Origin of the sequence: Leptolyngbya sp. FACHB-711 (assembly GCF_014695615.1) — a bacterium.
Classification (GTDB): Bacteria; Cyanobacteriota; Cyanobacteriia; order Elainellales; family Elainellaceae; genus Leptolyngbya_A.
Window position 1 is genome coordinate 1 of sequence record NZ_JACJOR010000454.1, and the last position, 19,160, is coordinate 19,160.

21 protein-coding genes are annotated in these 19,160 nt (G+C 50.3%); 14 read left to right on the forward strand and 7 right to left on the reverse strand.

All coding sequences use genetic code 11. From position 1 onward, the window contains the following. The coding region (locus H6F80_RS20450; RefSeq protein ID WP_190793369.1) for a hypothetical protein at positions 1–737 on the forward strand (737 nt) is incomplete at its 5' end. A 104-nt stretch (positions 738–841) separates the two neighbouring features. Here the strand turns inward: H6F80_RS20450 and cdf31 are convergent. Continuing rightward, on the reverse strand, positions 842–1,744 hold the full coding sequence (cdf31, locus tag H6F80_RS20455; protein ID WP_190793370.1) for a CDF family zinc efflux transporter Cdf31: 903 nt from the start codon (positions 1,742–1,744) through the stop codon (positions 842–844). Positions 1,745–2,027: 283 nt separating this feature from the next. Here cdf31 and H6F80_RS20460 point away from each other — a divergent pair, with 283 nt between their 5' ends. Beyond that, entirely contained in the window at positions 2,028–2,375 is a 348-nt protein-coding gene (locus H6F80_RS20460) for a hypothetical protein (RefSeq protein WP_190793371.1), read from the forward strand. A gap of 166 nt (positions 2,376–2,541) precedes the next feature. Here the strand turns inward: H6F80_RS20460 and H6F80_RS20465 are convergent, their stop codons facing one another. Both H6F80_RS20465 and pdxA read right to left on the reverse strand, forming a co-directional pair. Next, positions 2,542–2,763: a DUF4327 family protein gene (locus H6F80_RS20465; RefSeq protein WP_190793372.1), complete on the reverse strand. Its 222-nt coding sequence runs from the start codon at positions 2,761–2,763 to the stop codon at positions 2,542–2,544. A gap of 381 nt (positions 2,764–3,144) precedes the next feature. Then, positions 3,145–4,245 (reverse strand): 4-hydroxythreonine-4-phosphate dehydrogenase PdxA, encoded by a 1,101-nt coding sequence (pdxA, locus tag H6F80_RS20470; RefSeq protein WP_190793373.1) that lies wholly within the window; start codon positions 4,243–4,245, stop codon positions 3,145–3,147. Between the two features lie 163 nt (positions 4,246–4,408). Between pdxA and petM the strand changes: the two genes are divergently transcribed. Together petM and H6F80_RS20480 are read left to right on the forward strand one after the other, a co-directional pair. Then, positions 4,409–4,501 carry a cytochrome b6-f complex subunit PetM gene (gene petM / locus H6F80_RS20475; protein WP_518523622.1) on the forward strand — a complete coding sequence of 31 codons (93 nt, stop codon included), beginning with the start codon at positions 4,409–4,411 and terminating at the stop codon, positions 4,499–4,501. 267 nt (positions 4,502–4,768) lie between these two features. After that, positions 4,769–5,758: an SDR family oxidoreductase gene (locus H6F80_RS20480; protein WP_190793375.1), complete on the forward strand. Its 990-nt coding sequence runs from the start codon at positions 4,769–4,771 to the stop codon at positions 5,756–5,758. A 13-nt stretch (positions 5,759–5,771) separates the two neighbouring features. Here the strand turns inward: H6F80_RS20480 and cobO are convergent, their stop codons facing one another. Next, positions 5,772–6,467 (reverse strand): cob(I)yrinic acid a,c-diamide adenosyltransferase, encoded by a 696-nt coding sequence (gene cobO / locus H6F80_RS20485; protein ID WP_190793376.1) that lies wholly within the window; start codon positions 6,465–6,467, stop codon positions 5,772–5,774. Positions 6,468–6,928: 461 nt separating this feature from the next. Here cobO and H6F80_RS20490 point away from each other — a divergent pair, with 461 nt between their 5' ends. Beyond that, positions 6,929–7,261: a hypothetical protein gene (locus tag H6F80_RS20490; RefSeq protein ID WP_206755098.1), complete on the forward strand. Its 333-nt coding sequence runs from the start codon at positions 6,929–6,931 to the stop codon at positions 7,259–7,261. A 32-nt stretch (positions 7,262–7,293) separates the two neighbouring features. Here the strand turns inward: H6F80_RS20490 and nadB are convergent, their stop codons facing one another. Together nadB and H6F80_RS20500 are read right to left on the reverse strand one after the other, a co-directional pair. Beyond that, a complete protein-coding gene (nadB, locus tag H6F80_RS20495) occupies positions 7,294–9,015 on the reverse strand; it encodes an L-aspartate oxidase (RefSeq protein WP_190793378.1) in 1,722 nt (573 codons plus the stop codon). Positions 9,016–9,147: 132 nt separating this feature from the next. Beyond that, positions 9,148–10,539 (reverse strand): NAD-dependent malic enzyme, encoded by a 1,392-nt coding sequence (locus tag H6F80_RS20500; RefSeq protein ID WP_190793379.1) that lies wholly within the window; start codon positions 10,537–10,539, stop codon positions 9,148–9,150. 446 nt (positions 10,540–10,985) lie between these two features. Here H6F80_RS20500 and H6F80_RS20505 point away from each other — a divergent pair, with 446 nt between their 5' ends. The 9 genes from H6F80_RS20505 (at position 10,986) to H6F80_RS20535 (ending at position 18,133) form a co-directional block, all read left to right on the forward strand. Continuing rightward, positions 10,986–11,423: an SRPBCC domain-containing protein gene (locus tag H6F80_RS20505; RefSeq protein WP_190793380.1), complete on the forward strand. Its 438-nt coding sequence runs from the start codon at positions 10,986–10,988 to the stop codon at positions 11,421–11,423. Positions 11,424–11,643: 220 nt separating this feature from the next. After that, positions 11,644–12,543 (forward strand): alpha/beta fold hydrolase, encoded by a 900-nt coding sequence (locus tag H6F80_RS20510; protein ID WP_190793381.1) that lies wholly within the window; start codon positions 11,644–11,646, stop codon positions 12,541–12,543. A gap of 496 nt (positions 12,544–13,039) precedes the next feature. Then, a complete protein-coding gene (psbA, locus tag H6F80_RS20515; RefSeq protein ID WP_190793382.1) occupies positions 13,040–14,122 on the forward strand; it encodes a photosystem II reaction center subunit D1 in 1,083 nt (360 codons plus the stop codon). A gap of 183 nt (positions 14,123–14,305) precedes the next feature. After that, on the forward strand, positions 14,306–14,752 hold the full coding sequence (locus H6F80_RS20520) for a bactofilin family protein (RefSeq protein ID WP_242067482.1): 447 nt from the start codon (positions 14,306–14,308) through the stop codon (positions 14,750–14,752). A 321-nt stretch (positions 14,753–15,073) separates the two neighbouring features. After that, positions 15,074–15,496: a PAS domain-containing protein gene (locus H6F80_RS30895; protein WP_347277905.1), complete on the forward strand. Its 423-nt coding sequence runs from the start codon at positions 15,074–15,076 to the stop codon at positions 15,494–15,496. Then, complete coding sequence (locus tag H6F80_RS20525) at positions 15,487–16,590, forward strand: PAS domain-containing protein (protein WP_347277906.1); 1,104 nt, start codon at positions 15,487–15,489, stop codon at positions 16,588–16,590. The genes H6F80_RS30895 and H6F80_RS20525 overlap by 10 nt, the downstream gene beginning before the upstream one ends. Next, positions 16,577–17,188, forward strand: a complete 612-nt coding sequence (locus H6F80_RS29235) for a sensor histidine kinase (protein WP_206755099.1) — start codon at positions 16,577–16,579, stop codon at positions 17,186–17,188. Before H6F80_RS20525 ends, H6F80_RS29235 begins: the two co-directional genes overlap by 14 nt. Continuing rightward, positions 17,152–17,568, forward strand: a complete 417-nt coding sequence (locus H6F80_RS29240; protein ID WP_199296713.1) for an ATP-binding protein — start codon at positions 17,152–17,154, stop codon at positions 17,566–17,568. The genes H6F80_RS29235 and H6F80_RS29240 overlap by 37 nt, the downstream gene beginning before the upstream one ends. Before the next feature lie 127 nt (positions 17,569–17,695). Continuing rightward, complete coding sequence (locus H6F80_RS20535; RefSeq protein ID WP_190793385.1) at positions 17,696–18,133, forward strand: peroxiredoxin; 438 nt, start codon at positions 17,696–17,698, stop codon at positions 18,131–18,133. 175 nt (positions 18,134–18,308) lie between these two features. On the opposite strand, the gene H6F80_RS20540 is transcribed toward H6F80_RS20535, so the two are convergent. Continuing rightward, positions 18,309–19,160: GAF domain-containing sensor histidine kinase (locus H6F80_RS20540; RefSeq protein WP_242067483.1), on the reverse strand; the 852-nt coding region annotated here is incomplete at its 5' end.

The following is a 19,160-nucleotide window of genomic DNA, read 5'->3' on the forward strand; positions in this document are numbered from 1 at the left end:
TAGACATTCCAGGGGCAAAAGCTCAACTCCCACCGTCTCGATCGACCTCACAGTCCCCAACTCCAGCCCAAATCGATCGATTTTTACCTGTTTCTCAGGCTCATACCATGCCCGCAACCCTGGCTCGTGGACAGGCAGCTGAACCGCAAAGCGAGTATTTTGATGACTATTTTGACAAGATACAGCCGACGATCGCTGGATATTTAATCTGGTCGCGCTTTCCTGTTCGGATTTATTTTGAACCAGCCACACAGATGCCCGACCGAAGCCAGGAATGGGTCACAGCGGTTACGGCTGCAATTCAGGAATGGAATGCCTATCTACCGTTGACGGTCGTAAATGTCCCCGACACCGCAGATATTGCCATCTGGCGTAGAACTCCACCGCTTCAGGTCGATCGAAGCGCAACTCGCCAACCCGAACTTCGCGCCCGTTCAGCCGAAACTCGCTTTAATTTATGGGTCGATCGCACGATTCCAGAAAAGCCTATCCTTCTGCATCGAATGACGATCTGGCTGGGCATGGGTCAGACGCAAGACTATCTGCGCGCTGCTGCTCGTCACGAATTAGGGCATGCATTGGGCATCTGGGGACATAGCCCGACTGCAACGGATGTGATGTATTCTGCGCAGGTACGCCAACCGCCGCCGCTTTCTGATCGCGATATCAACACCCTGAGACGCATTTATCAGCAACCCACTCGTTTAGGCTGGGCAATCCCTCAACCGCTGAATTAACTCGCGATCATGATGGAGGCAGCACAACTACATTAATAGGATTCCCTGTTCCTGCGATCGAAGGTGAACAGAGTTAACCCTGATTGAAGCGATCGAATTAGAAGCTAAGGCTGCGGCTCGTAGCTAATTTCTTCTTTTTCATACGAAGGTGGCTCAACGTGAATTGTGACGCGCACCGGATGATAGTGCTGCTCCAAGCGAGCTTCGACGGCTTCGGTAATGGCATGAGCCGTTTCGACATCGGCAGCGTTAACAATCAGGTGCATATCAACGAATATCTGGCGCCCGAGCAATCCTCTGGAGGCAATGCTGTGGCAATTTAGTACACCGGGAACCTGCATCACGACCGCATGAATTGCTTCAGGCGCGATCGCCATCTCATCGACCAGCCAGGGCAAATTATCCCGCAGCACATTCCAGGCACTCCGAAAAACCAGCAGCGCAACTGGAAACGCCAGTACGACATCCAGCCACTGAATGCCAAAAATCCAGATGCCGAGTAATCCTGTCAGAACGGTGATCGTTACCCAGATATCGCTCATTGTGTGCTGAGCATCGGCAAGCAAGATCGGACTACCAATCCGCCGACCGACTCGCCGCTCATAAAATGCCACAAAAATATTGATGCCTAATACGAGGAGCAGTAGCCCCAGTTCTGGCGCAGCAATTTGTACCTCTGCTCCGCCTGTTAAAAGACGCTCGACCGCTCCCTCCAAAATTGTAAAGCAGGCAATTCCCAGAAAGGCAGCAATTCCCAGAGCCCCGATCGCCTCATATTTTTGATGCCCATAGGGGTGGTCGCGATCAGGCTGCGGTGAGGATAATTGGCTGGTCACTAACCCCAGAACGTTGTTCGCACTATCGGTAAAGCTGTGAATTGCATCGGCGAGCAAACTTAGCGAACCTGTCCAGAACCCCACTGCTCCCTTTAATCCCATCACAAATAGATTCAGCAGCAGCGTAATCACTAAAACTCTGCGAACAGTCGATCGATTATCAATTGCCACAGCTTTTTCCTCGTGCCTGAATGGGAAATCGCCCTCATGGTCTCGCTTTTCTTCCCTTAATCTACTGAGCCGATCGAATGACCGCAAGCGGCAGACGAAGGATAATCTGCCAGAAGCCCATCGGCTAAGATTCATGCCCTTCTCTGCTTGCGAATCACAAAAGGGTCGTTAGGATGGGAGAATTATCACGCTCCGGCAATCCTTGCTTAAAGCAACGTAACGTCAGGCAACCTGGCAGCAGTTTAAGAGCAACTCAGTACAACTCAGTACAACTTAGTAAAGTATGTCTTCTTCACCGATCAAGCTCAATCTATCCGAAGGTTCTGTGATTTTTGCCTTCAGCCCCACAGCCGCAAGAGAACTGCAAAGCGCGATCGCAGTCTTGATGCAAAGCCTGAAAGCAACAGCGGCAAAAGCAGCAGGCAGCAAACCCGAACCCCAGCCGCCCCTCGAATATCGCCATACCGGGGAGGTTTTTCTTGAAGTGTTTTGCAATCCCAATATCTGGTCGAGTCCGTTCGCAGCCAAGCTTCTGATTACCCTGCGGGACGATCGAATTCGCCTCACCACCGAAGCAGAACTAACGCGAATCAGTGAAGACATTGCTCAGTATTTAGAGCAGTATGGCTAAAGCAGATATTCCTGCTGAACGATATGAAAGATTCCGTGGGGCGGTTAGTGGGATGACAACAGGGGTAAGGATAGATTTGGCAAGAATTAACGAAAATTAAAAAGCTACGAGTCTAACCCCCGTAGCCTTGCTTCAACTAAGTCATTTATTAGGAACGAGAGAAGAATTAGTCGTTCGACCACTCCTCCCGTCCTAACAAATCTGCAATTCGATCGCGAAGCAGGAAGTCGTTGTTTTCCAGGACGCATTCTACAAACGCCCACTCACGAGCAGGAATGTACTGACACAGCACGTAAATTGGCTGATTTCGGCTAATTACACCCTTATGAACAAGTTCTCGCGCCTCATCCTGAAGCAAATCTATTGAGTATTGAATAGACTGAACCATGATTCACCCTCAGCTACAAAAATGATCGTCACGAAGTAAAGCAGACAAGCTAGAAGCAGAGAAGATCGGGAAATAAGCCAGAAAGCCAAATCCCACGCAATAAAGTTACAAACAGAGCAAAACGCTATGGAATTCCGTAGGTAGAATAACCTAAAACAAGTTCTTTAGAGTTGTTTTTGTATTAGGCTATACTGAATATTTTTTATTCTTGCGCTGATCTTCCTCCTCGTATATTAATAAAAATTGCAGAAGTCAGCAAACCTTGACATAAAGTTTCAGCCTAAAGGTAGACTAAATCGGTTTCAGGGCACTCAGTTAATTGGCAAAATACTCCGTAGTTTCTTTCAACAGATCTTAAACACCGCTTCATCCTGTGTTAAATTACGGGCTGATTTGGGAACACTGCTGAGTTATCCGTTGGTGAGCTAGCTCGATCGCCAAATCGATCGCCGCTCTAAAACTGGTTGCCTGAGCAATTCCCTGTCCGGCGATATCAAATGCGGTTCCATGATCAGGAGAAGTGCGAACGAAGGGTAGCCCAATCGTCGTATTCACGGCTCGATCGAACGCCAGCAGCTTCACTGGAATTAATCCCTGATCGTGATATAGCGCGAGATAGGCGTCATGAGCTGCGTCAGGCGTTACACTACCCCACCAGGCTTGTCCCGGACGTACCCACAGCGTATCCGGCGGAATCAGTCCATCAAGTTTGGCCTGAGGAAACCGATCGCCCATTTGCCGCAGCCAGGGCAGCAGGAAATCCTGTTCTTCTCGTCCCAGTTGCCCCTGTTCACCGCTATGGGGGTTCAGTCCGGCGATCGCAATTCGGGGCTGCTCAATGCCAAAATCCTGTTGCAGGCACTCGATTAGCAGTTCCAGTTTCAGCGTCAGCAGATCTGCCGTGAGCGCATCGGGAACCTGCCGCAGTGAAATGTGGGCTGTTGCTAAAAGCGTTCTCAATGTCCAGTCTGTAAGCGGCGATCGGGCAACAAAGAGCATTCCATAGCGGCTTACCCCTGCTTTTTTTGCCAGCAGTTCTGTTTGTCCGGGATAGTGAAATCCGGCAGCGTTCCAGGCAGACTTGGCGATCGGAGCAGTGACAATGCCATCAAATTGACCGTTCAGCGTTCGATCGATCGCCGTCTCTAAAAAGCGAAAGCTAGCTGCACCGCTCGCTGCATTCTCCGTACCCAACTGAATTTGCTCAATCACCGACGATTCCAGCGGCAAATTATACAGGTCGAGATCATCAGGGTCTGCCAGGACGGTCAAATTCGCCCGAATTGCCTCTGTCTGGCGCAACTGTTGATAAGTATGGTGCAGCAGGACGTGATTACCAATCAGCGTTATTTGACAGGACTCGGTCAGTATAGGGTCGCTTAGTGCCTTCAAAACCACTTCCGTCCCGATTCCGGCAGGGTCGCCTAACACGATCGCCAGTCGAGGACGGGACGCAACATTGACTGCGGTTGGTGTTCGCATATTCAGCCCTTTAGATCACCGTCAAACTACCCTAAGATACTTGTATAGGCATTCTTGCCCAGGCTTTCCTGCATAGCTTTCCGCGACTGCAAGAAAAACCTAGGGTTCAATCTAGCACTAACAATTTTTTGATGCAGGAGTATAACCACGCATGAACGGCGAAATGTTAAACGCAGCACTGCTCTCCTTTACTCTAATTCTCGTGGGTTTAGGCTTAGGCTTCCTGATGCTCCGAATTCAGGGTAGTGAAGAGTAGCGCAAAAAGAACATTTGAGGGGTTGGCTCCTCATGGGCTTTTCCTCATGGGCTTTATAGATCTCAATAGATCTCAGCCACTTCTCAGGTCCGCTTGGGAATGTGGCTGTCTTTTTAAGCAACAGTCCCCCTTAAAACAGCAGTCTCTCTTGGAGCGTGAGAAATAATGGTGAGAAATCACTTTTACTAATAATTTTTCCTCGCGGTGGTTGAGGCGTTTTAGGGTATCGTAAACTAATAAAGTTAACGATTCGTAACGGAAGCCCTCATGAGCTTACTCATCGTTGGTGCGACGGGCACTCTAGGAAGACAAGTCACGCGACGCGCCCTGGATGAGGGTTATCAGGTTCGTTGTCTGGTCAGAAGCCCTAGAAAAGCTGCTTTCCTGAAGGAGTGGGGGGCAGAGCTGGTGCGGGGTGACTTGTGCAACGCTGATACCCTACCTGAAGCATTAGAGGGCATAACTGCTGTTATTGATGCCGCCACGACCCGACCCACTGACTCTTTAAGCATTAAGCAGGTCGACTGGGAAGGAAAGGTAAATCTAATTCAGGCTGCAAAAGCGGCTGCCGTAGAGCGATTCATCTTTTTCTCGATCCTGGATGCAGAGAAGTTTCCCAATGTGCCCTTGATGGAAGTCAAGCGCTGCACCGAGCTATATCTGGCAGAATCCGGCTTAAACTACACTATTTTGAAGCCGTGTGGCTTTATGCAAGGGTTGATTGGTCAATATGCCATTCCGATCCTGGAAAATCAGGCGGTTTGGGTGATGGGTGAGAGTTCGCCGATCGCCTATATGGATACGCAAGATATTGCTAAGTTTGCGGTTCAGGCATTAAAAGTGTCAGCAGCAAGCGGTCGCAGCTTTCCCGTGGTGGGTCCTAAAGCATGGGGAGCTTATGAAATTATCAAACTCTGTGAGCGGCTATCGGGTAAAGATGCCAGAGTAACGCGGATGCCCGGCGGGATTTTGAAGGCAGTCGAACGAACGGCTCGCTTCTTTCAATGGGGCTGGAACCTTGCCGATCGCCTTGCCTTTTCAGAAGTCGTCGCTTCGGGCAAGCCGCTGGCCGCTTCGATGGACGAAACCTATGCAGTATTCGGGATTGCGGCTGAGGAAACCACAACGTTGGAATCCTATATGCAGGAGTATTTCGGGCGCATCATGAAAAAGCTCAAGGAGCTGGAATACGAGCGGGAAAGAGCAAAAGAAAAAGCTCGGAAAAAGCGCAGTCCGTTTAAGTCTTCTGCAAAGTAGCTCGAAACCCCGCTCAAAACTCAATTCCCGGCTGTGCCTTCACTCCCTGTTCGCGGAAGGGATGCTTCACAAGCGTCATTTCGGTCACGAGATCGGCTCGATCGACTAATGCTTGCGGTGCGCCCCGTCCGGTGAGAATCACATGGGAGTCTTCGGGTTTGCGATCGAGTCCCTGTAGAACTTCCTCTACGGTCAAGTAGCCCATCTTGAGCGCGATATTAATTTCATCGAGCAGTACCAGGCGAAACTCTGGATTGTTGATGTAAGTGAGTGCTTTTTCCCAGGCAGCTTTGGCAGCTTGAATATCGCGATCGCGATCCTGAGTTTCCCAGGTGAACCCTTCGCCCATCGCGTGAAATGCAAGCTGATCTTGCCAGAGGCTAAAAACTTGCTTTTCCGCAGGCTCCCAGGCTCCTTTGATAAATTGGACGATCGCTACTTGATAGCCGTGACCCAGCGATCGAAGCACCATGCCCAGCGCAGCAGTTGTCTTGCCCTTGCCGTTGCCTGTGTGAACGATGATGAGTCCTTTTTCTAACGTCCGCTCTGCTAAACGCTGCTGCTGTACCTCTTTGCGCCGCTGCATTTTGCGCTGATACTGATCAGTAGCGAGCTGAGGAGAAGTTGCAGACTCATTAAGCTGGACTGCTTCTATATCAATTTCTGATTGGGCAATTTCTGATTGGGAATGAGCTGGGTCGGAGGTCATGGCTCAGAGCTGCTTACGACAGGACAATGAGCTAATCATGCCAGATTTTGTATTTTATCTCGCCGATGTAGCTGGTGGAGAGTGGCATAAAGCTGAATCTTAGTTTGCAAAGCTCAGTAGGGATTACGGAATTTAACTGGCTATATCTCATCACATTAAGCCACTATGCTAAAAGAGTTTACAATCCACGTCAAAGCGTAACGATCTCCGTTGTTTCCATGAGAGCAAGCCATAATGGCTATATTCCTTCTGGAAGAAATTCTTTTCTAGCCGTTAATAAAGTCAGTGAACTTACGGCTTAATTTATTTAGTTACAGTAAAGGATATAACTCATCCCATTGGGTGGTGTCAGCAATTACTTCCCGGATTCATCATAAAGTCAGTGAATGCACTGGCTTTTTTAGCAAATAGGCAGATATACTAACCCTACTTGGGTGAATCTACGGTGTTTTGTTGAAATTATGCATATCTTAAAGCGAGTTTTTGCAGTTGTCGTGATGGCAAACGTTTTGCACATTGCAGGCATCAGCGTTGGAATTGCTCTACCCGCTGCCTCTGCGGCTGCATTCAGTGAGAACGGTGAAATCCAAAAATCAGTGAATGGATCGATCGACTTACAGGAAAAATCGCTTTCCAACGATTCATTTTCCAGCAACTTATTCGCCAACGATAACAGCCCTGCCGCTCCAAAGCAGGTATACAAGGCTTCGATTAAGCTCAGTCAGTACAGCGACAATCCCACAATGCCGGGCGAAGGCACACCCGATCGCACTCAGGGGTCTGGAGCCCGCTAACGGCTCAGTTTCTTGAGGGTAAATCGTGCTCGTCAGCCAATGCTTGCGGATCGTTTCCAGCGATGGCTCTCAATCAGCGTATGAACTTGCCAGTCAGGTTCAATGTTCGGGTGATCAGTGCGATAGTGCCCTCCACGACTTTCAGTGCGAAAGGCAGCACTTTTAAGAATTAAATTGCCCACGTTGAGCAAATTGCGAGTTTCGCCCCACAGGCGGATCAAATTTGCTAGCTCGAATGGCGCAGATGGTGCAAGAGTTTCGCTCAGGGTAATCCGGTTAGTGGACGGGCTGCTGAGCCAGCGATTTAGCTCCTGACTCAGGGTCAGATGGTCAAACCTTTGTTGCCATTGGTCGATCTGCTCGATCGCTTGCCGAAGTGAGGCTGCCTCTCGACAAATTCCCGCACTTTGCCAGACCAATCGGGGAATCAGGTCACGGAGTTTACTCAAGTATTCAGCATCCGTTTGCCACGGCAGCGTTTCTTGCCTGCGATCGAACCATTCTACCCGTTGGATAGAAGACTGATTCAGCGTTGGGTCGGCAATTGGTTCTGTCACGGGTAAGTCTAACGCTGAAAACTGCGCTCCAAAGACGATGCATTCTAGCAGCGAATTACTGGCTAATCGATTTGCACCATGTACGCCTGTGCTAGCCGTTTCGCCAACGGCAAAGAGTCCGGCGATCGTGGTTTGATTGAGGCGATCGGCAGTCACACCGCCCATCCAGTAATGAGCCGCAGGCGCGACCGGAATCGGCTGTTGGAAAATATCAATTCCCCACTGCTGGCAAACTCCCATGATGTTTGGAAAGCGATGGCGAATCGTTGCTGCAGGGATGGGACGCAAATCCAGCCAGACGTGAGCAATTGCAGGATCAGCAGCCGTCTTTTGCAGATGGCTAAAAATTGCTCGACTTACCACATCACGCGGTGCGAGTTCACCTGCCGGATGGTAGTCAAAGGCAAATCGGTGTCCAGCCGAGTCCACCAGATGCGCCCCTTCCCCCCGAACCGCCTCGCTAATCAAAAATCGCGGTGCGCCAGGGTAAGTCAAGGCAGTGGGATGAAACTGCACAAATTCTAAATCGCGCAGCTCTGCCCCTGCCCGCCATGCCATCGCCACCCCGTCGCCTGTGCTGACTGCCGGATTTGTCGTTTGGGCAAAGACCTGCCCGCCGCCACCCGTCGCCAGAATGACCGCTCCTGCCCGCAGCCAGCAAAGCAGGTTTTGGTACAGCAAACTGACCCCGCAACATTGCTGGTTTTCTAGCCACAGATCCAGCACAAATGCCTGCTCCAGGATTTGAACGTTCGATCGCTTTAAAACCTGCTCTACGAGCGTATTCACCAAGGCTCTGCCTGTTGTATCTGCTGCATGAAGCACTCGCCGTTGAGAATGAGCCGCCTCTAGCGTCAGAGCGAGCTGATTTTCCCGCCGATCAAACCGCACGCCCATCTCAAGCAACGACGCAATACAGTCCGCAGCCTGGGTTGCCAAAAGCTCGACTGCCTGTGGCTCGCACAAGCCTGCCCCTGCCTTCAGCGTATCTTCGATATGTAAACTCGGCGAATCCTGCGGGTCGATCGCGGCTGCAATGCCCCCTTGTGCCCAGTCACTCGCAGAGAGAGAGAGGGTTTCTTTGGTAATTAGGCCAACGCGGTAATGCTGGGGAATGCGAAGTGCTGCATATAGTCCAGCCGCACCACCGCCAATAATCAAAACGTCAAACGAATCAGGAAGCTCAGAATAAGGCACAAATTTAATGATCGAAGTAGGGAAGCAAAGAACAACTTGCCCAAAAAAGCTAACCAGAGAGATGATCAGCAGGGGCAAAACTTCCAGCTCTTTTGATTCCTTCCTATTTTACAGGTTTAATCTTTGACAGGTTTAATCGTGAGCAATGCCCTCAGCTCTTGCCGCATAACGCACTGCTGCCGCCACTGAAATTGCGATCCGATCGTCAAAGACCGAGGGCACAATTTGTTCCCGGCTGAGGTCAGTTGGGTTAACTAGGGAGGCGATCGCCTTTGCCGCTTCAAGAAACATTTGGGTGGTCATGGTTTTGGCACGACAGTCGAGCGTTCCGCGAAAGACACCGGGAAACGCCAGGACGTTGTTGATTTGATTGGGGTAGTCGCTGCGTCCGGTTGCCATGACTGCCACTAAATCCGTCACCAGTTCGGGCTGGATTTCGGGAATAGGGTTTGCCATTGCAAAGACAATCGGCTCGTCTGCCATTGATTTGACCATTTCAACACTGACCACGCCCGGCGCACTGACCCCCAGGAATACGTCTGCGTTGATCATGGCATCTGCTAGCAACCCGCTTTCCGAAACGGCAAACTTGCGCTTTTGGTCATTCAGGTCAGTCCGAGCGGTTGAGAGAATGCCGCGTGAATCGCACATTACAATTCGGGTTGCGCCTGCAGTTTGCAAAAGCTGGGCGATCGCAATTCCGGCTGCACCTGCCCCATTAATCACGATTCGCACCTGATCGATCGATTTGTGAACGACCTTGAGCGCGTTTAGCAGAGCTGCCAGAGTGACGATCGCCGTACCGTGCTGGTCATCGTGAAACACGGGAATATCGAGTTCCTGCTTCAGGCGGGCTTCGATCTCAAAACAGCGCGGCGCACTGATATCTTCCAGGTTCACACCGCCAAAGACCGGGGCAATATGCTTCACCGTCTGCACAATCTCATCGACATCCTGAGTCGCCAGACAAATGGGAAAGGCATCGATTCCGGCGAATTCTTTAAACAGCATTGCCTTGCCTTCCATGACAGGCATTGACCCCGCTGCGCCCAGATTTCCCAGCCCTAGGACTGCGCTGCCGTCTGTGACGATCGCCACCGTATTACTTTTAATCGTCAGCTCATAAACCCGCTCTGGCTGCTGGGCAATCGCCGTACAAATTCGCCCCACTCCGGGCGTATAAGCCATTGCCAGATCGCTTATACGCTTCAGCGAAATCTTGCTCTGCACGCTGATCTTGCCGCCCCGATGCAGGCTGAATGTGCGATCGTAGACATCCAGTATCTTGATGCCCTGAACGTCTTTAATCGCGTGAACGATCGCCTCAGAATGATCTGCGCTCGATGCATCTACGGTAATTTCTCTGATAAGCGTTTTGCGGTTGACTTCGATCAGATCAATCTGGCCAATATTTCCGCCTGTCCCAGCGATCGCCTGAATCACAGGAGCCAGCGTCCCGGCAATGTTGGGCAGCTGAATCCGAATCGTTAAACTATAGCTAGGGTTGGGTGTCAGACTGACCATACGATCGCTAAATGCTCCTATGCGTACGTGGCTAAAGGGTGGGCGCAGCTGAATGGAAGTTGCCGAAAGTAAGTCATTCAATGGGAGCGGCAGATTAGCAGGATGTTTGAAAAATGTCTAATATCCTACATTGCCCCCTAACCCCTCAATACTGGCGGACTTTGAATTCCCTAATCTGAATCTCCTAAAGTGGGTTTCTCGCCAAAATTGACCCGATTAACCCGATTGACCCACGAGGGGGCGGTTCGAGGCATCATGATGACTTTTCAAACATCCTCTAAAACCTATCGTTACATCGGTGGGAATTCGCGGAACTCTTAAATCGTTGGCGATCGAAATCCTATTGAAATCTTAGTCCTTGCAGTGATGCACTGCCCAGTCTAAGAGGCAGCTCACCCGTTAAACTGTACCCTTGCACACGAAACACGCAGCACTTTCCGGCAGCTATGCCCAGTCTCTACACCGAAATCGAAATCAATGCACCCAAGCCAGTTGTCTGGGAAGCCCTGATCCATAAAGAGAAATGGCTGTATTGGAACACGTTTCTGTACGATCGCAATCCCAGAAAGCCTTTTACTCAGGGGAGAAAAGTTCACCTGTCGCTGCGGCGGGTGCGCGAAGAAAGTGAAACCGAATTTGAACCGCACATTACCTTACTCCAGCCTGAAACCTGTTTGAGATGGGTTTATACCGCGCCCGGATTTCGCAGTGAGAGCGTCTTCCAGTTGCAGCAAATCGATCGCCAGCGCACAAAATACATTCACCAGGAGAACCTTTCGGGAGCCGTGACCCATGTTTTTCTGCTGTTTCTGCGTCAGGACGAGCAGCAGGGCTTACGCCGCATGGCAAGAGAGCTAAAGCAGTACGTCGAAGGGTTCCGTTAAAAGGCTCGATCGAATTAGATATTGAATTTAGATATCGAACTGGATAAGGTTTTGGCTGCGATCGAACCTCAATGAAATCCGCTATGCTTGGGACGTTTGCCCTCCCAACGTTTGCCCCTCCCTAAGTTCATTCTGTTGATTTGAAGTAGGTTCATTTTGTTGATTTGAAGTTAGTTGATTTAAATTCTGTTAATCCTTAAGCCGATTAATCTTTAAGCCGATGCCTCAGTTTCAGCCGCCCGGATTCACGCAGCATATTATTACCACGTTCCTGGGAGTGATGGTTTACTACACCCCAACCGATCGCCCCTGGCGCGGACATCCTGAAGTGGGAGAAGATTTGCCGCCGCTTGTATTTCTGCACAGTTTGGGTGGCGGTTCGTCGGCTTATGAGTGGTCAAAAGTGTATCCGGCTTTTGCGCCCGATTATCGGGTGATCGCGCCCGATTTAATTGGCTGGGGACGATCGACCCATCCGATACGAGACTATCAGCCCGAAGACTATTTTCAGGTCATTACGGAACTGCTGGAAAAAATTGGCACACCTGCTACGGTCGTCTCTGCTTCGCTCACCGGGGGTTTAGTGATTCGATTAGCAATTCAGCGTCCCGATCTGTTTCAATCGCTGTTTCTGGTGTCGCCCGCAGGCTATTCAGATTTTGATTCAAATTATGGTAACGGGCTTCCAGCGAAAATTGCAGGCATTCCAGGAATCGATCGCTTGCTGTATTCCGCAGGCGCGGCAAATGAGTTTGCGGTGCGTAATTTTCTAGAGCAGTTTCTCTTTGCGAATCGATCACGGGTGACGCAGGAAATGGTGGAAGCGTATCTCACCTCAGCGCAGCAGCTTAACGCGGACTATGCAGCCCTAGCCTCGCTCAGGGGCGACTTATGTTTTGATTTGTCGCTATATTTACCGCAGCTCAACGTACCGACTTTCTTTGTCTGGGGCGAGAAGTCCCGCTTTGGCAGTCCTGCTGTAGGCAAACGGCTTGCTGGGCTGAGTTCTGGAGCAGTTCGGGAGTTTTGGACGATTCCTGATGCAGGCGTTTTACCTCACCTAGAGACTCCGGCGATCGTCACAGGTTTGCTGAGAAAAGCCCTTACAAGAGTTCATTAAATTGCTGTAATGATTGACTTTCCTTGCTCTAAAAGCAAATTTACAGGAGCAGGGTAACTAATGGCAGTGCCCCCTGCCGGGCAATTTAATCCGACTCACAAATTAGACACATTAGTTTGTAAACCTGAGTGAATAGTTGTGAACAAAATTTGCTGAAATTTGAAGCAATTCTTTTGTTTCAGCGGCTATTTTTGATTTTGATGTAGTTGCTTTGTGCTGAAGCTGCTCCGATGTACCACCCAACGCAAATTGTGAATTACCTGATTCCAATTGAATTAGAAGCAATCGATCGCAATTTTGTACTGAATTTGAATTGTAAACAGATTGAAATAATAGATTGATTAAATACTCAAATCTGTCTTCATATCGGTACATAAATTACTGTTGCAAAGAATCACCATTCTTGGCAAATTCTGCAACTCCGCCTACGATAAATGACAGCGAGGTTCCACTTGCTCATACATTTAATCGCATCATTTCTTAAACCATAGCAATCATGACAACTACTCTTCAGAAGCGCGAAGGCGCAGGTCTGTGGGAGCGTTTTTGCGATTGGATTACGTCTACCGAAAACCGGGTTTACATCGGTTGGTTTGGCGTCATCATGATCCCGACGCTGCTCTCTGCAACAATCTGTTACATCATTGCCTTTATCGCTGCTCCTCCCGTGGACATTGATGGCATCCGTGAACCTGTGGCAGGTTCTTTGCTTTATGGCAACAACATTATTACGGGTGCAGTGATTCCGTCGTCCAACGCGATCGGTCTGCACTTCTACCCGATTTGGGAAGCCGCCAGCATGGATGAGTGGCTCTACAACGGTGGTCCTTACCAGCTCGTCGTTTTCCACTTCCTGATCGGCTGCTTCTGCTACTTGGGTCGTCAGTGGGAGCTTTCCTACCGTCTCGGAATGCGCCCCTGGATTTGTGTGGCTTACTCTGCACCGCTGGCTTCTGCAACGGCAGTGTTCCTGATCTACCCGATCGGACAAGGTTCGTTCTCGGATGGTATGCCGCTAGGTATCTCTGGAACGTTCAACTTTATGTTCGTATTTCAGGCAGAGCACAATATCTTGATGCACCCGTTCCATATGCTGGGCGTGGCAGCTGTCTTTGGCGGTTCGCTATTCTCTGCAATGCATGGTTCGCTGGTAACTTCTTCGCTGGTGCGGGAAACCTCCGAAAACGAGTCGCAGAACTACGGCTACCGCTTTGGGCAAGAGGAAGAGACCTACAACATCGTGGCTGCACACGGCTACTTTGGTCGGTTGATCTTCCAATATGCTTCGTTCAACAACAGCCGGGCACTACACTTCTTCCTGGGTGCGTGGCCTGTGGTCGGTATCTGGTTCACGGCACTGGGCATCAGCACAATGGCGTTCAACCTGAACGGCTTCAACTTCAACCAGAGCATTCTGGATTCGCAGGGACGGGTGGTGAACACCTGGGCAGACCTGCTAAACCGCGCCAACCTGGGCATGGAAGTGATGCACGAGCGTAATGCTCACAACTTCCCGCTTGACCTGGCTGCGGGTGCAGAAACTCCGGTTGCACTGACCGCTCCTGTAATCAACGGTTAATTCTCCTGCTGTTATAAGCATCTCTCACGGTTAGGCTCAATGAATCCCTCCAATAGCGGGGGATTTTTTTGTTTGTCAATTTGTGTGAATGGGCTATAGTTCTATACCGGATACTTGCTATACCAGATACTTGGACTACCCTCAAGAGGCTCGCGCTCAGGCTAGATTATTTCTTCTTTTTTAATGGTTGTTTTTTACGGTTTAAGGATGTTTAAGCGCAATCCGTCTTCTTCATTGACCTACATCAGCTCAACCTGCGAAATCCAGGGAGTTCTTAACGTCGAGGGAAATTTGCGCGTGGATGGCATTGTGCATGGCACAGTGGAAGTTCGGGGCGATATGGAAATTTCCCAGTCGGGATTGGTTGAAGGTCCAGAGCTACGAGCAAATAATATTGTGGTGCATGGTGTGGTGAAAGCCAGAGTGATTGCCGAAGGACGGCTCACGCTCACGCGCACAGGTCGCCTGGAAGGAGATGTAACTGCCCATTCACTGGATATTGAAGCAGGGGCATTTTATCTGGGTCATATTGCCACTAACGAGATGAAATCTTTGCCTGTTGCACCTTCCTATCCTGAACTGATTGGACAAGAGGAGCAGCCGCCTGCCGAAAGTTCCAGACTGCGGTGACCGTACTCTAGCAACGATCGCGACTTTAGGATAATGCTGGCTCCGCATCGTTTCTGCGCCAACATTTCTCGTGGCTCCTGTAATAAAGACTCGCACGATTTCCTGGTTCTACTGTTCTACAGAAGGTGCTGTTTCGGGGGGTTACTGTTTTAAGTTTCAAATCTTGCAGCCCCCCTGAATCTCCCAATTCTGAGGGACTTCCAAGCTGAGCAAGAAGCACAGCAGCATCGCTCCCCTTATAGATGTAGCTTTAACTCCCGTAGCCGATAATCCCTTTGGCATCATTACTGATCGAGCCAGCGATCGAAGGAGTATTGGATTATGAATCGGTCTGGGGTATCTGGTGATGTATCGATGCAATCCAGTGAAGCTTTCCAGACTAAAGTTCAGACAGAAACAGCCCAGGCAGAAACAGTTCAGACAGAAACAGCCCAAGCAGAAACAGTTCAGACAGAAACAGCAGTTCGCGATCGATTTTTTACTTTGCTGCAAGATTTGGATGCGATCGTCTGGGAAATGGATCTGGCGACCTGGCAATTTACGTTTGTCAGCGATCGAGCTGAGCAGATTTTGGGGTATCCAGTGCAGCAGTGGCTTTCGGAACTGACTTTTTGGCAGGATACACTTCTGCATCCAAAGGATCGGGTCGCAGCATTCAATTCTGCCTCTGTGCCGCTAAGGAAGGACGCGACCACGAATTTGAGTATCGAGCGATCGCTGCCGATGGGCGAATTATCTGGCTAAAAGATATCGTGCGTGTGATCAAAGATAGCCAGAACAGACCGCAAATGCTGCACGGTATCATGCTCGATATTACAAACGAAAAGATAAAAGAAAGAGAAGCCGAAGAACGCCATCGGGAATTGCAGCGCGAACGCGCGGAGCGACAGGAATTCGAAACTGCCAAAGAAGCCCTGCGAAAAAGCGAAGAACGCTATCGATCGCTGGTTGAAGCCACATCGCAAATTGTTTGGGATACGAAAGCAAACGGAGAATTCGTTTCAGAGCAGCCGGGATGGAGTGCCTTTACCGGACAATCGCTTGAAGAATATTTGGGCTGGGGCTGGCTCACTGCAGTTCATCCAGACGGTCGCGCTCAGACCGCTCAAGCTTGGAATCATGCGCTGACAACCCAAACGATGTATCAAGTTGAGCATCGACTGCGGCGACAGGATGGTATGTATCGCGGAATGTCTGTGCGAGCCGTGCCCGTCCTTGAAACCGATGGCACTGTCCGTGAATGGATTGGCATTCATAGCGACATTACCGATAGCAAAAAGATTGAAATTGCCCTGCGTGACAGCGAATATCGCTATGCCCAAATCCTCAACTCGGTGCAGGATATGGTCTACAGCCTCGCACCCAACTCCCGCCTAATTTATGCAAACCAGGCAACCCAGAACTACTACGACAAAACGATCGAAGAACTGCGCTTCCACTACACCCTGCATTCTGATACTGATGCTGAAGTGTTTGCCTCAGGACAGCCGATCGAAGTTTCAGAAGAATCGAATGTTCGCGCTGACGGTGAAGTTCGCTTTTTCCACACGATCAAATCGCCCATTTTTGACATCACCGGACAGGTCGTTGAAATCGTTGGCGTATCGCGGGATATCACCGATCAAAAACAGGAACAAGAACTGCGCGATCAGGCTCTGGCAGAAGCTCAGGCAGCGCGAGCAGAACTTCAGGGCGTGTTTGCTCGGGCTCCGGCTGCCATCTGGATAACACACGGTTCTAATCATGTAATCCAAACGGCAAATGCTCTGTTTCAGCAGTTCACTGGTGGGAGAAGACTGTATTGGGCAACCGGTGCGAGAAGCGTTGCCTGTCCTTAATCAGCAGGGCTTTTACGAGCTGCCCGATCGGGTGTATGAAAGCGGTGAGGCTTATGGGGGGCGCGAGGAGCGGGCAGTTTTCGATCACAATGGCGACGGTAAAATCGAAGAGAGCTTCTGGAACTACGTTTACCAGCCGCTATTTGACGCAAACCATCAGGTCTACGGGATCATGGTTCATGCAGTTAATGTGACCGATCAGGTTCGATCGCGGCAGGAAGTTGAACGCAAGGCAGAGGAACTATTGCAGCTCACCCGCGCCCTGGAAGCTAGCAATCGAGAACTCGATCAGTTTGCCTATATTGCTTCTCACGATTTAAAAGCTCCTTTACGGGCGATCGCCAACCTTTCGACCTGGCTAGAAGAAGACCTGGAAGACATTCTGACCAGCGATGCATGTCAGCAAATGAAACTGCTGCGGGGGCGGGTGCATCGGATGGAAGGCTTAATCGATGGGATCTTGCAGTATTGCGGGCAGGACGATTTAAGGGGAAACTGGAGCGGCTCAGCGTTCAGCAGCTTTTGCAGGAAACGATCGAGCTATTGTCTCCCCCGCCGGAAGTGCAAATTATTATTCAGCCCGAAATGCCAACGCTGATCACGGAAAGAGTGCCACTAGAGCAAGTTTTCCTCAATCTGATCAGCAATGCGCTGAAGTACGGGCAAGTCCCTCATCCCAAAACTGGGGAAGAACTGCAACAGTCCAAACACCCGTCCAAAATCGAGATTCGCGTGCGCGAGCAGGATCACTTTTATGAATTTGCCGTTGCCGATAACGGTGCAGGAATTGTGCCCGAATATCAACCCAAAATTTGGGGCATTTTTCAGCGGCTTGAAGCCCGCGATCAGGTGGAAGGAACCGGAATCGGACTGGCAGTAGTGCAAAAAACTGTTGAAATGCGCGGGGGTCGAGTCTGGGTCGAATCGGATATCGGTCAGGGAGCGACTTTTTACTTTACTTGGATGAAGGCGCATTAATGGTGCGTTGATAATGCATTCAGCGTGCATGAGGCGATCGGTCAATCACCAGCGCATTCACCAGCCTGTACCCAAACTAGGTTAAGATTTTTGGTTGTCTATCCGCATTCGAAAAGGAGACAAGACGATGCCGCTTACCGAAGGCGCAACTGCACCCAATTTCACCGTCAAAGATACCCACGGCAACACCGTCACGCTGTCTAACTATGCCGGAAAGACCGTCGTGCTGTATTTCTACCCCAAAGATGACACTCCTGGCTGCACCAAAGAAGCCTGCGGTTTTCGCGACTACTACAGCGACTATCAAGGCAAAGATATCACCGTGTTTGGCGTGAGCATGGACGACGAAACCTCTCACCAGGCATTTACCCAAAAGTACAATCTGCCCTTTCCGCTGTTAGCAGATGTGGATGGCAAGATCACCAAGGCATACGATGTAGACGGCGGCGGCTACTCAAAGCGAGTTACTTATGTGATTGATGGGTCGGGCAAAATTGCGAAAGTTTACTCAACCATAGACACGGCAAGCCACGCGACTGATATTTTGGCAGAGATTGGCAGTTAAGGTTTGAGGGGGTGTTTGAGAAGAATTAGGAGTTCTACTCCGCCCCCGAAATGCCCCAGGTTTTGGCAGACTTTGAGAACCCGTAGGAGAGATTTTCCCTGAATTGGGGGCGAGAGAGCAGTTTGTGGGATCGGTCGCGTCAAATCGATCGCATCAATCTGTTCCTACTTCTCTCCTACTCCTCGATCGCCCTGGGCAACTCAATCACAAAAGTGGTTTGATTGGACCCGACCTGAAGGCAAATCGTTCCTTTCAAGCGTTCCGTCAGTTTTCGCACCAGTGCTAGGCCCAATCCCGTACCGCCGTGCTTCCAGGGATCGTTGTTCGGAATGCGATAAAACCGATCGAAGATGCGACTGCGCTCTGCTTCAGGAATTTCGATGCCCGTATTACAGATCGAGATTTGCAGCGTTTGTGGAGCAACCTGAACTCGGATAATGATTTTTTCCTGGGGCGGCGTGTATTTGCAGGCGTTATTCACCAGTTCGATCAGAACCCGCTCTAGCGCAGTAACCTCGGTTTGCACAAGCGGCAGATCAGGCGGCAATTTATAGATTAGCTCTTGATTTTGGTTCTGGATGCGCTCTAAAAAGCCTTGTGTGATTTGAGGAATGAGCAGCGAGAGATCAACCGCAGTTAGCCGCAGCGGCTCCGATTCGTCATTCAGGCGAGTTAGATCGAGCAGGTTGTTAATCAGGCTAATTTCGCGCTGGCACTCGTCTTTGAGAATTTGCAGATAGCGATCGAGCGGCCTAGGTAACTCAGGATTGAGCATATTTGCCTTTTGAAGCACGATTTCTAGCATTTGAGCTGCCATTTTTGCATTGGTGATCGGACTCCGCAGTTCGTGGGAAACTGTACTCAAGAAATCATCCTTCAGCAGATTCAGGCGGGTCAGTTCCTCAACCTGCTGCTGCACTGCCTGATACAGCCGCGACTGCCGTAAGCCGATCGCACACTGGTTTGCCACCTGCTGCACCAGCCGAATTTCATAGGAGCGATAGCTGTAGTCCCGATCGTTGATCAG